The following is a 14,889-nucleotide window of genomic DNA, read 5'->3' on the forward strand; positions in this document are numbered from 1 at the left end:
CTTCATATGAACGACGCCCTCAACCTGCTACAACCCTACCCGTTCGAAAAGCTGCGCACGCTGCTGGCGGGTGCCCGACACGCCGGCCAACTGCGCCACATCGCATTGTCGATCGGCGAGCCTAAACACCCCTCGCCGGCCTTCGTCGCCCAGGCGCTGTGTGACAACCTCGAGCAGTTGGCCGTTTACCCCACCACCGCGGGCCTGCCGGCGTTGCGTGAGGCCATTGCCCACTGGTGCGAGCGCAGGTTCGGCGTCGCGCCCGGCTGGCTCGACCCTAACCGCCACGTGCTACCGGTCAATGGCACCCGCGAAGCATTGTTCTCCTTCGTGCAAACCGTGGTGCAACGGGGCCAGAATGGCTGGGTGGTCAGCCCCAACCCGTTCTACCAAATCTACGAAGGCGCGGCCGTGTTGGCCGGCGCCGAGCCCCATTACCTGCCGTGCTTGGAAAGCCACGGCTTCAACCCCGACTTCGACGCGGTGCCGGCCGAGGTATGGCGCCGCTGCCAAGTGTTGTTCCTGTGCTCGCCAGGCAACCCCACCGGCGCGCTGGTGCCGCTGGCCACGCTGAAAAAGCTCATCGGCCTGGCCGATGAATACGACTTCGTGATTGCCGCCGATGAGTGTTACAGCGAGCTCTACTTCGATGAAGCCAGCCCGCCACCGGGCCTGCTCAGCGCATGCGCGGCGCTGGGGCGCAGCGACTTCAAGCGCTGCGTGGTGTTCCACAGTTTGTCCAAGCGCTCCAACCTGCCCGGCTTACGCTCGGGCTTCGTAGCCGGGGATGCCGACATCCTCAAGGCCTACCTGGTGTACCGCACCTACCACGGCTGCGCCATGCCGGTGCAAACACAATTGGCCAGCATCGCTGCCTGGAACGATGAAGCCCATGTGCGCGAGAACCGCGCCCTGTACCGCGCCAAATTCGACGCGGTGCTGGACATTCTCACGCCGGTACTGGATGTGCACCGCCCGGACGGCGGCTTTTACCTGTGGCCGAATGTGGGCCGGGACGACACACGGTTTTGCCGCGAACTGTTCGAGCAACAGCACGTGACCGTAGTGCCGGGCTCGTACCTCTCGCGCGAGGTCGATGGCCTAAACCCAGGTGCCGGCCGCGTGCGCATGGCGCTGGTGGCGCCCCTGGCCGAATGTGTGGAAGCGGCGCAGCGCATTCGCCGCTTCGTGGAGCATGCCTGACACTGCCGGTGGTGAATAGGTAGACGCGTGCGCCGCGGCTGGCTGTTTAGCATGGGGCTCCCTTTCAAAGAGCCCCAATCATGCCCCTATTGTGCCAACCTCCTCGCACCATCGACCCCGACCTGGCCTATGCCGCAGCCGTCGAAGAACGCACCGATAATGCCCCCGCCAGCCGTGGTGGGCGCCACAAACGCTCGGTCGGTGTTCACACAAAATTCTGGGCCACCGGGCGCACACTAACGGTCGCCTGGGTCGATGACCCCCTGGATACCGAGCATTGGCAGGCCATCCAGCGCGCAATCCTGCAGTGGCAGCCCCATATCAACCTCGACCTGCAGTTCATCGATGGCCGCGAAGGCCGACCCGGCGAGGGCCGGGGCGATGTCAGGATCACCACAGATTCGAACCGCAACTACTCGCTGATCGGGACCGATGCCAAGCACAACGACCCCTGGACGCCCACCATGGTGTTGGGGGTCAAGCCGCAGGCTTCGGACTTCGAAGCCACGGTAATGCATGAGTTCGGCCATGCCCTAGGCCTAGAGCACGAGCACCAGCACCCCGAGGCGAACATCCCGTGGGACTTGGCCAAGCTCTACCGCCACTACGCCAAGGCCGGCCACAGCGAACAGGACGTAAACGAACAAGTGCTGGCGAAGCTGCCTAAGGCGGATACTCGCTACACCGCGTATGACCCCGAGTCGATCATGCACTATCCCGTTCCCAATGACCTGACCCTGGGTGATTGGGAAGTCGGCCGCAACACCCGGCTCAGCGACCGAGACAAGGCGCTTATCGCCAGCATCTATCCGCGTTCTTGAGGCAGCTTGCCCACACTCGCCTCACGCAGGTCCAACTCGCCCAACACCTCACGCAGTACGTCATCGCCAACCTTTCGGTCACGGTGCATCGCGTAGAGTTCCAGGCGCTGTGCTCGCAGCGCCAAGCGGCGTAAGCGGCGCTCGAACAGGTCAGCCTGCTGCGCCAACGCCTGGGCTTCGACGGAGTCTTCGAACATATCGAGTTGGTGGCGGTATTCGTTCATCACCCGCGCTTTTGCCTCGGTGGCCAGCGCTGCCTGGGCCGCCCCGACCTCAGCCGACGACTCCTCCGGTTGCGCCACCTCCAATGCCACGATGGCCGCTTGAGCCGTGCGTTTCCAGGTATCACGCAACTCCTGGCGGTGCTGGTCATCCTGCGGCTGCGCTAACCCCCGCAGTAATAGCGGCAAGGCGATGCAGGCGGCGATCAACGACATCAGGATCACACCAGCAGCGATGAACAACAACACATCGCGCTCAGGAAACGGCTGCCCGGGCGCCAGCAACAAAGGCACCGACATCACGCCCGCCAGCGTGACCGCACCGCGTACACCGCCCAGCGACAATAGCCAGGCCGACCGCGCCGTGGGCACCCTGTCGATTGCGTGCTGGCCACGCCAACGGCGAATCCGCGCCAGCACACGCCAGGAACCCTGCACCCAGGCAAAGCGCAACAGTACCAGCACCACGAAGATCGCCAGCACCTGGAACAGCCTTAGCGGCAACACCTCCCACAACCCTGCGCCGGCACCCGCGGCGCGGACGATCGCGGGCAACTGCAGGCCCAACAGCAGGAAGATCAGCCCGTTGAAGGCGAATTCGAGCAACGACCACACGCTGCGGTTGAGCAAGCGCGTGCTGGTCTGGCGGGGCAACAAATCGACCCAGCTTTGCATCATCCCCGCCGCCACCGCGCCGAGAATCCCCGACACGCCGATCCGCTCGGCCAATACGTAGGTGGCGAAGGGCAGCAATAGCATGAACACCACATGGGTGGCCGGGTCGTCCCAGCCGCGGGCGATCATCCAACTGCGCCCACGCCCCACCAGCCAGCTCAGCGCCACCCCCAAGGCCAACCCCCCCAGGGCCACGATCAGGAACGACACACTGGCTTCGGCCAGCGAAAAATACCCGGTCACCGCCGCGGCCAGGGCAAACTTGAACGTGACCAAGCCCGAGGCATCGTTCATCAACGCTTCGCCTTGCAACACATGCATCAACGTCGCGGGCAAACGGTCCTGGGCAATCGCCGACACCGCCACCGCATCGGTAGGCGACAATACCGCCGCCAGAGCGAAGGCCACGGGCAACGGAATGGTCGGGATCAGCCAGTGGATGAAATACCCGGCGCCCACCACGGTGAACAGCACCAGCCCCACCGCCAATGTCAGGATCGGTGTGCGCAGCCGCCAGGCCTCGCGCTTGGGCATGCGCCAGCCGTCAGAAAACAACAACGGCGGCAGGAACAGGAACAAAAACAGCTCTGGGTCCAGCGCCACGTGTAGCCCCAGGCTCGGCCAGGCCAACACGGCGCCGGCGACGATTTGCACCAACGGCAGCGGCAGGGGAATGACACGGGAGGCCAGCTTCGAGGCGCTGACCAGCAGCAGCAGGATCAAAACGGTATACGCGGTTTGCATGGGCATCGAGTAAACGTTACGGGTGGTGTACGCAGTCTAACCCGAGGCGAAGCGGTTGCGGATGAACGATAGTCGAAGGTGACGCCCGAAGGTTTTAACGCCTGAGCGGCGGCGTAAGCTGTGCCATCTGGGCGAAGCGCCTTTTTGCCGGCAAGCGCAGCGCCCAGAAATCGCGGGGTAAGGCAGGTGTTCAGGCGATATCGGGGACCGTGGGATCTACACCGACGATACCGACCTCATGTTCGACGACGCTGCCGGTGTCGTTGCTGGCGAAGATCACACTGCCTTGGCTGAGTTCGCTGCGCAGGTTGCCATTGAACAAGATTTCGAAGCTGCGCCCTTCGGCATCGGCGTCCAGAGACTTAAGCGCCGTTTGTGTGCCCGCCGCGTTGACTGTGAGCTTCAGGGTGCCATCATGGCCATTGCCCAAGCCCGTGAAACCCAGCGTAGACAGGTCTATCAAGTCACCGTCGGCGGCATTGAAATCCGTGATCAAATCGCGGTGGCGCACATCCGTGGTGTCGGTGCGGTAGCTGTCACCCACTGCTGAGAAAAAGAAGGTGTCGGCGCCGCTGCCACCGGTCAGCCAGTCGCCATCCGCCCCGCCGTCGATGCGGTCATCGCCCTCCGCACCATCGAGGGTATCGCGCCCACCCTCACCGGACAGCGTTTCTTGGCCCGCGTCTGTACCGGTCAAAGTGTCGTCGAAAAGATCCCGCTCCTCCAGGTGCCAGAAGTTGGCATCTGTGAGGGTGGTTCGCTAGTCGCCCTGCAAGGCGACTTGAAACAATTTCGGATCGCCACCCGGCGTATAGTCGTAATCGTAGCCTCGCAGGTAGGTGCGGTCCAACGCTTCGTTATAGATCAGCTCAAGCCTGCCTCCATAGCCATGGCCGAGGCCGTCGTAGCCCACGGCGGTGAGGTCCAACAGGTCGTGGGCCGGATCAAAACCCACGATCAGGTCGCTATGGCCGCCGGTACTGTCGTAGTAACTGTCGCTCTCCGCGGTGACGCGAAAGGTATCGCTCTGGCTCCCGGCCACCAGCCGGTCTTTCCCCTCACCACCAATCAGCACGCTGACGCCATCACCCTCGCCGGCCGTGAGCACGTCGTTACCGGCGTTTCCGTAGAGAATGTTATTGCCATCATTGCCATTGATCGCATCGCTTTTGGCAGTACCGTACCAATCGGTACGTTCAGTTATCGACGGCATCCTGCTTCCCCTTCAGTTATTTATTCATTGAGGGAGCAAGAATAGGAAAGGATCGCGATACCGACAGGCAAAATAGATAAACGGTGCCGCGAGCGCCTTGCGCCAAAAGCAGCCACGGCCTTGTAGCGCAACAGCCGTGGCGCTGAGCGGATCGATGCCGCATAATTCGCCGATCAGTTTTTCGGGAGATCGTGGGGGTTGGGGGAGACTCAGCCGCCCCTATTACATCAATGGCTTACATTCTTTACGGCATCAAGGCCTGTGACACCATGAAAAAAGCCCGCACCTGGCTCGATGAGCATCGGGTGGCCTATAGCTTTCATGACTACAAAACCCAAGGCATCGCCCGCGAGCACCTGCAGCGCTGGTGCCAGGAACACGGTTGGGAAACAGTGCTCAACCGTGCCGGCACCACCTTTCGTAAACTCGACGATGCCGCCAAGGCCGATCTCGACCAAGCCAAGGCTATCGAGCTGATGCTTGCGCAGCCATCGATGATCAAGCGCCCGGTGCTAGACCTGGGCGAACGTACCCTGATTGGCTTCAAGCCCGACCGTTACGCCGCGGCCCTCTGACGCCCGGCGCCCCATTCGTAGATATCGAGGTAACCCATGCCCACTACCCTGTTCAGCCTGGCTTTCGGCGTCGGCACCCAGAACCGCCAGGGCGCCTGGCTGGAAGTGTTCTATGCCCAGCCTTTGCTCAGCCCCGCCCCAGCGTTGATCGAGGCCATCGCGCCGCTGCTGGGGTACCAAGGAGGCAACCAGGCCATCGCCTTCAGCAACACCCAGGCCACCCAACTGGCCGAGGCGCTGAAGAACGTCGACGCCGCCCAGGCCGCGCTGCTGACCCGCCTGGCCGAGAGCCACAAGCCGCTGGTGGCGACCCTACTGGCCGAGGATGCCGCGCTTACATCCACGCCGGAGGCGTACCTGAAGCTACACCTGCTCTCGCACCGCCTGGCCAAGCCGCACGGCCTGAACCTGGCCGGTATCTTCCCGTTACTGCCGAACGTAGCCTGGACCAGCCACGGCGCGGTAGACCTCGGCGAACTGGCCGAGCGGCAACTGGAGGCCCGCCTCAAAGGCGAACTGCTCGAAGTGTTCAGCGTCGACAAGTTTCCGAAAATGACTGACTACGTGGTCCCGGCCGGCGTGCGCATCGCCGACGCTGCCCGTGTGCGCTTGGGCGCCTACATCGGCGAAGGCACCACAGTGATGCATGAGGGTTTCGTTAACTTCAACGCTGGTACCGAGGGCCCAGGCATGATCGAAGGCCGCGTTTCCGCCGGCGTATTCGTCGCCAAGGGTTCGGACCTGGGCGGCGGTTGCTCGACCATGGGCACGCTCTCCGGGGGTGGCAACATCGTGATCAAGGTTGGCGAAGGCTGCCTGATCGGCGCCAATGCCGGTATTGGCATTCCCCTGGGCGACCGCAACACCGTCGAAGCCGGCCTGTACATCACTGCCGGCACCAAGGTGGCGCTGCTCGACCAAGCCAACCAGTTGGTCAAGGTGGTCAAGGCGCGGGAGTTGGCCGGCCAGCCAGACCTGCTGTTTCGCCGCAACTCCGAAACTGGCGCGGTGGAGTGCAAAACACACAAGTCGGCCATCGAGCTGAACGAAGCGCTGCACGCCCATAACTAAACTAAGGATACTGGCCGGGGCAGCGGGCCCCGCCAGCGACCAAGGGCACCTGCACATGTTCCATGCCTCACCCTGGCGGGCGGATTTTCCCGCCATCGCCGCGCTCCAGCGCCAACGGCAAACCTACCTCGACAACGCCGCCACTTCGCAAAAGCCCCAGGCAATGATCGATGCGCTGGCCCATTACTACAGCCATGGAGCAGCCAACGTACACCGGGCCCAGCACCTACCCGGTGCCCTGGCGACCCAAGCCTTCGAGGCCAGCCGGGAAAAAATCGCGCAGTGGCTCAATGCGCCCGGCCCGAACCAGATCCTGCTCAGCCATGGCGCCACCTCTGCGTTCAACCTGCTGGCGTATGGCCTGGAGGCCAGGCTCAATGCCGGTGAACAGATCGCCGTGAGCGCACTCGAGCACCACGCCAACCTGCTGCCATGGCAACAGTTGGCCCAGCGTAAGGGCTTGGAGCTGGTGGTGTTACCGCTCACCGCGGCCGGCCATGTCGACCTCGACCAAGCCCGCGAAATGATCGGGCCGCGCACCCGCCTGCTGGCGGTGAGCCAACTGTCCAACGTACTGGGTACGCTACAACCGCTGGCGGCGCTGCTGGCCCTTGCCCGCGAACAGGGCGCGCTCACCGTGGTTGATGGGGCCCAGGGGGCGGTTCACGGCCGCCAGGATGTTCAGGCGCTGGGCTGCGATTTCTATGTGTTATCGGGGCATAAGCTGTATGCGCCTGAAGGTGTCGGCGTGATCTATGGCCGCGGCGAAGCGCTGGGCCAACTCAGCCATTGGCAGTTCGGCGGCGAGATGGTCCACCAGGCGGACTACCACCGGGCCACCTTCCAACCGGCCCCCTTGGGCTTTGAAGCGGGCACTCCGGCCATCGGCGCTGTGCTGGGGCTGGGCGCGGCGCTTGACTACCTGGGCGCGCTCGACACGGCCGCCGTCCTGGCCCACGAGGCGGCCCTGCATGCCCAATTGCTGCGCGGCCTACGCGACCGTGAGGGCGTCGTGCTATTAGGTGAGCCGGAGCAGGCACTGGCCAGCTTCAATGTGGCCGGCGTACACCCGGCCGACCTTGCCCAACTGCTCAGCGAACAGGGGGTGGCGGTACGCGCCGGCCACCATTGTACGATGCCGCTGATCAAACGGCTGGGCGTTCAGGGCGCCATTCGCGTGTCATTGGCGCTGTACAACGACTCCAGCGACCTGCAGTGCTTTTTCGATGCCCTCGATAATGCCCTGGGCCTGCTGCGATGAGCCTACCCAGCGCGGCCGCCCAGGCGTTGGCCGAATTCGAAGTGCTACAAGGCTGGGAGGCGCGCGCGCGGCTGCTGATACAGTGGGGCGAGCGCCTCGAGCCGCTGAGCGAGGCCGAAAAAACCGAAGCCAATCGCGTACACGGCTGTGAAAGCCAGGTATGGCTGGTGGCCCACGCCCATGGCGGTACTTGGCACTTTCGCGCCACCAGCGATGCACGGTTGCTGCGCGGGCTGCTGGCCCTGCTATTGGTGCGGGTGAACGGCGCCGACTCGGCGCAGTTGGCGCAACTCGATGTGGCCGGTTGGTTCCAAGCGCTGGGCCTTGGCCGGCAGCTATCGCCGTCGCGCAGCAATGGCTTGAACGCGGTGCTCAAGCGCATGGCGCAGTTATCTGCGCGCTAGCGCCTGGCGCTCGGCCGGCCGCCGGGCACCAGCCACCAATTTCTCCACCACCTTGCTCGCCGCCACCAACCCAAAGGTGGCCGTGACCATCATCGCCGCGCCGAACCCACTGGCGCAGTCGAGGCGTACACCCTCGCCCACAAAGCTTTTGGACAGGCACACGCCGCCGTCGGCCTTGGGGTAACGCAACTGTTCGGTGGAATATACGCACGGCACGCTGTAGTGCCGGGAGGTGTTGCGCGAAAAGCCATAATCGCGCCGCAGCAACGAGCGCACCCGCGCCGCCAATGGGTCGTTGTAGGTACGGTTGAGGTCGCCGACTCGCACCTGGGTGGGGTCGACCTGGCCACCGGCGCCACCGGTCACGACAACCTGGACCTTGCGCCGTTTGCACCAAGCGATCAACGCCGCCTTGGCCACGACGCTGTCGATGCAGTCGATCACGCAGTCCAATTGGTCCGTTATGTGTTCGCCCAGGGTGTCGGCGGTCACGAAATCAGCTACCGGATGCACCACGCACGCGGGGTTGATCGCGCGCACCCGCTCGGCCATCACCTGCACCTTGGCCCGGCCCAGGTTGCCTTGCAGCGCGTGGGCCTGGCGGTTGGTGTTGCTCACGCACACATCATCCAGATCAAACAGCGAGATCTCCCCCACCGCACTGCGCGCCAGCGCTTCGGCTGCCCAGGAACCTACCCCGCCGAGGCCCACCACCGCCACGTGGGCCGCGCGCAGGCGCATGAGCCCTTCATGGCCATACAGGCGGGCAATACCGCCAAAGCGGGGGTCATCAGCAGTCATGGGTTGGGCCTAGGGCAAAAAACGGCGGCCATTATAACGATAGCCAAGCGCATTTGCGCACCGTGGCGGGCAAGACCGGCCACGCATTTTGCATTACCATACCCGCCCTGCCCGTTACCCCTTTCGTCGGAGTGCCCTTATGACGGCTGCCACCGCGCTTTCGCCCACCTTGCAACTTGCCTGCGACCTGATCCGCCGCCCCTCGGTGACGCCGGTCGATGCCGATTGCCAGGCACTGCTGATGCGCAGGCTCGGCGCCGCTGGCTTCAGGCTTGAGCCGATGCGCATCGGGGAGGTCGATAATTTTTGGGCCACCCACGGCGAGGGTGGTGGCCCGGTGCTGTGCTTCGCCGGGCACACCGACGTGGTGCCCACCGGCCCGGTGCAAGCCTGGCAACACGAACCGTTCGCTGCACAAATCGACGAAAACGGCATGCTCTGCGGGCGAGGTGCGGCCGACATGAAAGGCAGCCTGGCGGCGATGGTGGTCGCCACCGAGCGTTTCGTGCGTGAGTACCCGCGACACAAAGGCACCCTCGCCTATTTGATCACCAGCGACGAAGAAGGCCCGGCCCAACACGGCACCAAGGCCGTGGTCGAAGTGCTGCGGGCACGTGGTGAACGCCTGGACTGGTGCATCGTCGGCGAGCCATCGAGTACCGCGCTGGTCGGTGACGTGGTCAAGAACGGCCGCCGCGGCTCGCTCGGCGCCACCCTGACCGTGAACGGCATGCAGGGCCATGTGGCCTACCCGCACCTGGCGCGCAACCCGATCCACTTGGCCGCACCGGCGTTGGCCGAGCTTGCCGCCCAGCATTGGGATGATGGCAATGCCTTCTTCCCACCGACCAGCTTCCAAGTGTCGAACCTGAATGCGGGCACCGGCGCCACCAATGTGATCCCGGGTACCCTTACCGCCCAGTTCAACTTTCGTTTCTCCACCGAATCGACGGTGCAAAACCTGCAGCAACGGGTAGCAACGATCCTCGATAAGCACGGCCTGGACTGGCACATCGAGTGGTCATTATCAGGCCTGCCGTTTGTCACCGAGCCGGGTGAACTGCTCGATGCGGTGGCGGCCAGCATCAAGGCGGTGACCGGCCGCGACACTCAGCCATCGACCAGCGGTGGCACCTCCGACGGGCGCTTCATCGCCACCCTCGGCACCCAGGTGGTCGAGCTGGGCCCTGTGAACGCCACCATCCACCAGATCAACGAGCGGGTGCTGGCCAGCGACCTTGAGCAGTTGGCCGAGATTTACTATCACACGCTGGTGAGGCTGCTGGCGTGATGCTCACCTGCCCCCTGTGCACAGCGCCACTGCACAACGCCGCAAACGGTGTGCAATGCCCGGCGGGGCACCGCTTCGACCGGGCCCGCCAAGGCTACCTGAACCTGTTACCGGTGCAGCACAAAAACAGCCGCGCCCCGGGCGATAACCAGGCGATGGTCGAGGCGCGGCGGGGGTTTCTCGACCAAGGCCACTACGCCCCTGTGGCCCGGCGGTTGGCTGAACTGGCCGCCGAACGGCAGCCGGCCAACTGGCTCGACATCGGTTGTGGCGAAGGTTACTACACCGCGCAGTTGGCCCAAGCGCTACCGCGCAGCACCGGCTATGCCCTGGACATTTCCCGCGAGGCGGTCAAACGTGCCTGCCGGCGTGCGCCCCAGGTCACCTGGCTGGTCGCGAGCATGGCGCGCATTCCGTTGCCAGTAGGCAGTTGCCAACTACTCACCAGCGTATTCAGCCCACTCCACTGGCAAGAGGCGCAACGCCTGCTCAGCCCCGGCGGTGGCCTGTTGCGTGTAGGGCCCACCCGCGACCACCTGCTGGAGCTGCGCCAGCGCCTGTATGACGAAGTGCGTGAGTACACCGACGACAAGCACTTGGCGCTCGTACCGCCCGGTATGGCGTTGGCGCACAGCGAAACACTCACCTTCAAGCTGAAACTGATCGACCCCGGCTCCCGGGCGCAACTGCTGGCCATGACCCCCCATGGTTGGCGTGCCAGCGCCGAGCGTCGCGCTGCGGTGGTCGACCACCCTGGCCCCTTCGGCGTCACCGTATCGATGCGTTACGATTACTTCGTAGCCCATTAAACCCGTTCCCAGAGAGTGCCCATGCGCCAGCCCGACATCGAGATCTACCTCAAAGACACTGACGTAGACCACAAGGCCATCACCGCCTGGTTGGGCGACACCCTAGGGGCTTGCAGCCCCTGGGTGCAGAAGGGACAAAGCTGGAAGTGCAGCGCCGGCGGCACCCCGGTTACATGGGTACCCAATGCAGTGGGCAAATGGAACAGCCTGTACCTGGAGAGCGACAGCACGCCCTGGGAGGATGACCTTGCCTGCGCCCGCGCGGCCCACGCCGCATTGGCCGTGGAGGTTCGCTGCGCACCGGGTGGCTGGGTGGAAGAAGACGGCGAGGAAAATGCCGACCGCTGGCTGCGGGTAAGCGCAGACGGCGAAGAAGAAATCACCTGGCGCACCTGACGCCGAGCGGTTGATACCGCTGGGTGCCGCCGCTTTACCTGTGCCATCACCGGGCCGCGTATTCGCCGCGGCCCAACCCTTCGGCTGCCGGGCCTGGCATTTCTGAATGCCTAAGGCGAGCTGCCTACGCGCCGGCATAGCAAGCCCACCCCAGCGCAAACCTCAGCACCTTGACCAATATAAGCTATCGACCTAATATCCAATGGTTCAACCATAGAAATGATCATGCATTGGGCCATAACGCATGGCTGCTGCCATTTGGCGCATCATAAAAACTATAAGAAAGGACCTCCCATGAACCCTGTTCCCGAAAGCGTGCACATTCAGGCGATTGACAGTGCCGTGGCCAAGGTCAAACGCCACGTACTGCCGTTGTTCGTACTGATGTTCATCGTCAATTACATCGACCGCGTCAATATCGGCTTTGTGCGCACCCATATGGAAGTCGACCTGGGTATCGGGGTGGTTGCCTATGGCTTCGGCGCAGGGCTGTTTTTCGTTGGCTATGCGCTATTTGAAATCCCCTCCAGCATACTGATGCAACGTTTCGGGGCCCGTATCTGGCTGACCCGTATCATGCTGACCTGGGGTGCAGCCGCGATGGCGATGGCCTTTGTACGCAACGAGACGGAGTTTTATATCTGCCGTTTTCTGCTAGGCGCGGCAGAGGCGGGGTTTTTCCCTGGTGTGGCCTATTACTTCACACAGTGGCTACCGTCGAGGGAACGCGCCAAGGCCATGGCGATCTTCATCGGCGGCTCCGCCGTGGCCTCGGTCATTGCCGGGCCTGTTTCAGGGGCGTTGTTGCTGCTTCAGGGGCTGGGCCTGCGTGGCTGGCAGTGGATGTTCCTGGTCGAGGGTTTTGCTTCCATCGCCCTGTGCGTGGTGGTGTGGAAGGTTTTGCATTCTTATCCGCGCCAGGCCAAGTGGCTGACAGCACCGGAAAAACAAGCGCTGGCAGAGGTCATCGCGCAAGAGCAACGCGAGCGTGAGGCAGCCTATACCGCCCCACCCTCGGTGTTCAAACTGTTGATGGACCGGCAAATCCTGCTGCACTGCTTCCTGTTTTTTACCATTGCCCAGATGGTCTATGGCGTAACGTTCTGGCTGCCCACCATGATCCGCCAAATGGGCGCCTTGAGCGACTTGCAAGTGGGCCTGCTGAACTCAATCCCCTGGGTGATCGCTGTGATTGCCATGTATTCGTTTGCGGTGTTGGCCGGCCGCTGGCTGAACCAGAAGGCCTGGCTGGCGATCACCTTGGTCATTGCCGGGGTGGGCCTTTTCGTATCGACCCTGGGCGGCCCCTTGTTCGGGTTTATCGCCACGTGCTTCGCGGCAATCGGCTTCAAATCGGCGACTGCGATGTTCTGGCCGATCCCCCAACGCTACTTGGATGCGCGAATTGCCGCGGGCATTCTGGCGCTGATCAATTCGGTTGGCACCCTGGGCGGTTTTATCGGGCCCAGCGTGTTCGGCCTGCTGGAGGCCCATACCGGCACCATCGAGGGTGGGCTGTACACCCTTTCCGCGACCTCGATCATTGCCGCCGTGATGGTTTATTTCGCGCGTTCCGTACCCCGCGGCGATTCGCCCGCCACCACGCCAGTGGCCATGGGGCAAAGAGGCTAGGCCCGTTCGCACCAGCATTAGCAGGCCGATGGCGAAGGGCGGTAGCCCGGCCCGGCGCTGTCAATGCTGTGCAGCCAACGTCTGAGCCCCCCAATCGCTGGCGGCACCGCGCGGTCCATTAACCATAACCGGCACCGCTTGACGCATCGGCTCAAGCGGTGAGCTGCTGCGTCGGTCACCGGGGCAACCGAAAAACCCAAGAACAACAATAATAGGTATGCACTATGACAACGGGCGTTCTTCGCCGCTGTATTCCCTTCATGGGCGTTCTGCTGAGCTGCCCAGCCCTGGCCGATGAGCAATCCTCGGCCGCGGGGTTCCTCGAAGGTAGCCACCTGCAATTGCTTAACCGAACGTATTACCTGAACCGGGACCTGCGCAACGGCGCCTCCAACAGCCTGGGCGCGAATGCCCATAAACCGGTAAGCGCACGTAGCGGCTACCGTGAAGAGTTAGCCCAAGGCGCCATGTTCTTTTACCAATCAGGCTATACCCAGGGCACGCTTGGGGTGGGCGCCGACCTGCATGCGCTGTTCGGCTTACGCCTGGATGGCGGCGGCGGCCGCACAGGCACCAGCCTGATGCCTTGGGGCAACGACGGGCCGCCTACCGACTACAGCAAAGGCGGTGCAGCCTTGAAACTGCGTTTTTCCAAAACGCAATTGATGTACGGCGAACAGTTTCCGCTTACCCCGGTATTTGGCTTCAATGACTCACGGCTGCTACCGGGCTCGGCAACCGGGCTGAGCCTGCGCTCGAACGAGTTGCGCAATATAGAGCTCCAAGCAGGCCACTTCACCGCAACCAGCGGCCCAAAGTCGTCCAACCACGACGGCGAGCTGAACACTAACCTGATGCAGCTACCGGGTTCGCGCAGCGTCGATTACCTGGGCGGCACCTATGCGCCCAGCAAAAACCTCAGCCTGTCGTTGTATACGTCGCGGCTGGCGGATATCTGGTGGCAGCATTATGCAGGTGCCAAATACCGCTATCCCTGGGCGCCAGGGCGTCTTATCAGCATGGATGCGAACCTATACAGCACCCACGACACGGGAGCCTCCAAGGGCGGGCCTATTGATAACCTCACCGGTTCGCTCATGCTCGGGCTTACCTGGAAGGCACACAAAGTCTCGGTGGGTTACCAAAAGGTAGATGGCGACGAACCTATGGATTGGGTGTCACTGGACGGAACCTTGGGGAATGTCGCGCTGGCCAACATCATGCAAGTCAGCCATTTTACCGAGCCGAATGAAACGTCCTGGCAACTGCGCTACGACCTTGACCTGGCCTCGTTTGCCGTGCCCGGCTTGACCTTCATGGTGCGCTATACCCGTGGCGCTGGCGCCAGCAATTCCCATAGCGACAATGTCTTCTATACGCAGCAGGGCAAGCACGTTTACGACGATGACAAAGACAATAAACATTGGGAGCGGGATATCGAAATCGGCTACGTGGTACAAAGTGGCGCGGCGAAGAACCTGGCCTTGCGGGTCAAGCAGTCAGTGCACCGATCAACGAGCGGCGGGCGTTATCCCGACCACGACGAAACACGCCTGATCGCCGAATATCCGATAGATATTTTCTAGTGGGGTGTTTCAGAAGTTCGCACGAGCATTGACGCGTGAATGTTGCTATCGGAAGGCGCCGTGACGCGTCATAGCAGGGCGATGGCGAGGAACCGCGACGCAGGCCAGCAGCAAAAGGCACCGCCAACATTGTGCCGCCCAACTTCCGAAACACCCCGTCCGTTGAAAAACCGCCCCGCGCCGCTT

15 protein-coding genes are annotated in these 14,889 nt (G+C 63.1%); 11 read left to right on the forward strand and 4 right to left on the reverse strand.

Annotated features, from left to right (window positions below):
- Nucleotides 1-6: 6 nt before the first annotated feature.
- Complete coding sequence (gene dapC / locus HAQ05_RS04950; protein WP_190418024.1) at nt 7-1,203, forward strand: succinyldiaminopimelate transaminase; 1,197 nt, start codon at nt 7-9, stop codon at nt 1,201-1,203.
- A gap of 80 nt (nt 1,204-1,283) precedes the next feature.
- A complete protein-coding gene (locus HAQ05_RS04955; protein ID WP_190418025.1) occupies nt 1,284-2,024 on the forward strand; it encodes a M12 family metallopeptidase in 741 nt (246 codons plus the stop codon).
- On the opposite strand, the gene HAQ05_RS04960 is transcribed toward HAQ05_RS04955, so the two are convergent.
- From HAQ05_RS04960 to HAQ05_RS28550, 3 genes are all read right to left on the reverse strand, one after another.
- Entirely contained in the window at nt 2,009-3,664 is a 1,656-nt protein-coding gene (locus tag HAQ05_RS04960; protein ID WP_190418306.1) for a Na+/H+ antiporter, read from the reverse strand. The genes HAQ05_RS04955 and HAQ05_RS04960 overlap by 16 nt on opposite strands.
- A gap of 190 nt (nt 3,665-3,854) precedes the next feature.
- Nucleotides 3,855-4,361 carry a calcium-binding protein gene (locus HAQ05_RS28545; RefSeq protein WP_238936460.1) on the reverse strand — a complete coding sequence of 169 codons (507 nt, stop codon included), beginning with the start codon at nt 4,359-4,361 and terminating at the stop codon, nt 3,855-3,857.
- A gap of 63 nt (nt 4,362-4,424) precedes the next feature.
- Nucleotides 4,425-4,877: a calcium-binding protein gene (locus HAQ05_RS28550; RefSeq protein ID WP_238936461.1), complete on the reverse strand. Its 453-nt coding sequence runs from the start codon at nt 4,875-4,877 to the stop codon at nt 4,425-4,427.
- 230 nt (nt 4,878-5,107) lie between these two features.
- Between HAQ05_RS28550 and HAQ05_RS04970 the strand changes: the two genes are divergently transcribed.
- Genes HAQ05_RS04970 through HAQ05_RS04985 form a run of 4 tightly spaced genes read left to right on the forward strand, consistent with a single transcriptional unit; the run spans nt 5,108 to nt 8,188 of the window.
- Entirely contained in the window at nt 5,108-5,452 is a 345-nt protein-coding gene (locus HAQ05_RS04970) for an ArsC family reductase (RefSeq protein ID WP_190418027.1), read from the forward strand.
- A gap of 36 nt (nt 5,453-5,488) precedes the next feature.
- Entirely contained in the window at nt 5,489-6,523 is a 1,035-nt protein-coding gene (gene dapD, locus HAQ05_RS04975; RefSeq protein ID WP_190418029.1) for a 2,3,4,5-tetrahydropyridine-2,6-dicarboxylate N-succinyltransferase, read from the forward strand.
- A gap of 55 nt (nt 6,524-6,578) precedes the next feature.
- Nucleotides 6,579-7,784, forward strand: coding sequence for an aminotransferase class V-fold PLP-dependent enzyme (locus tag HAQ05_RS04980; protein ID WP_190418031.1), 1,206 nt, complete (start codon nt 6,579-6,581; stop codon nt 7,782-7,784).
- A complete protein-coding gene (locus HAQ05_RS04985; protein WP_190418033.1) occupies nt 7,781-8,188 on the forward strand; it encodes a SufE family protein in 408 nt (135 codons plus the stop codon). The genes HAQ05_RS04980 and HAQ05_RS04985 overlap by 4 nt, the downstream gene beginning before the upstream one ends.
- Here the strand turns inward: HAQ05_RS04985 and tcdA are convergent.
- Entirely contained in the window at nt 8,174-8,989 is an 816-nt protein-coding gene (gene tcdA, locus HAQ05_RS04990; protein ID WP_190418035.1) for a tRNA cyclic N6-threonylcarbamoyladenosine(37) synthase TcdA, read from the reverse strand. The genes HAQ05_RS04985 and tcdA overlap by 15 nt on opposite strands.
- A gap of 139 nt (nt 8,990-9,128) precedes the next feature.
- Here tcdA and dapE point away from each other — a divergent pair, with 139 nt between their 5' ends.
- The 5 genes from dapE (at nt 9,129) to HAQ05_RS05015 (ending at nt 14,703) form a co-directional block, all read left to right on the forward strand.
- The gene (gene dapE, locus HAQ05_RS04995) at nt 9,129-10,280 is read left to right on the forward strand and encodes a succinyl-diaminopimelate desuccinylase (RefSeq protein WP_190418037.1); all 1,152 of its coding nucleotides are present in this window, start codon (nt 9,129-9,131) and stop codon (nt 10,278-10,280) included.
- Nucleotides 10,280-11,089, forward strand: coding sequence for a putative RNA methyltransferase (locus HAQ05_RS05000; protein ID WP_190418039.1), 810 nt, complete (start codon nt 10,280-10,282; stop codon nt 11,087-11,089). Before dapE ends, HAQ05_RS05000 begins: the two co-directional genes overlap by 1 nt.
- A 21-nt stretch (nt 11,090-11,110) precedes the next feature.
- Complete coding sequence (locus HAQ05_RS05005) at nt 11,111-11,485, forward strand: hypothetical protein (RefSeq protein WP_190418041.1); 375 nt, start codon at nt 11,111-11,113, stop codon at nt 11,483-11,485.
- A gap of 294 nt (nt 11,486-11,779) precedes the next feature.
- Nucleotides 11,780-13,117: an MFS transporter gene (locus HAQ05_RS05010; protein ID WP_190418043.1), complete on the forward strand. Its 1,338-nt coding sequence runs from the start codon at nt 11,780-11,782 to the stop codon at nt 13,115-13,117.
- Between the two features lie 260 nt (nt 13,118-13,377).
- Nucleotides 13,378-14,703 (forward strand): OprD family porin, encoded by a 1,326-nt coding sequence (locus HAQ05_RS05015; protein WP_190418045.1) that lies wholly within the window; start codon nt 13,378-13,380, stop codon nt 14,701-14,703.
- Nucleotides 14,704-14,889 lie beyond the last annotated feature (186 nt).

Source organism: Pseudomonas typographi (genome assembly GCF_014694385.1).
Lineage (GTDB): Bacteria > Pseudomonadota > Gammaproteobacteria > Pseudomonadales > Pseudomonadaceae > Aquipseudomonas > Aquipseudomonas typographi.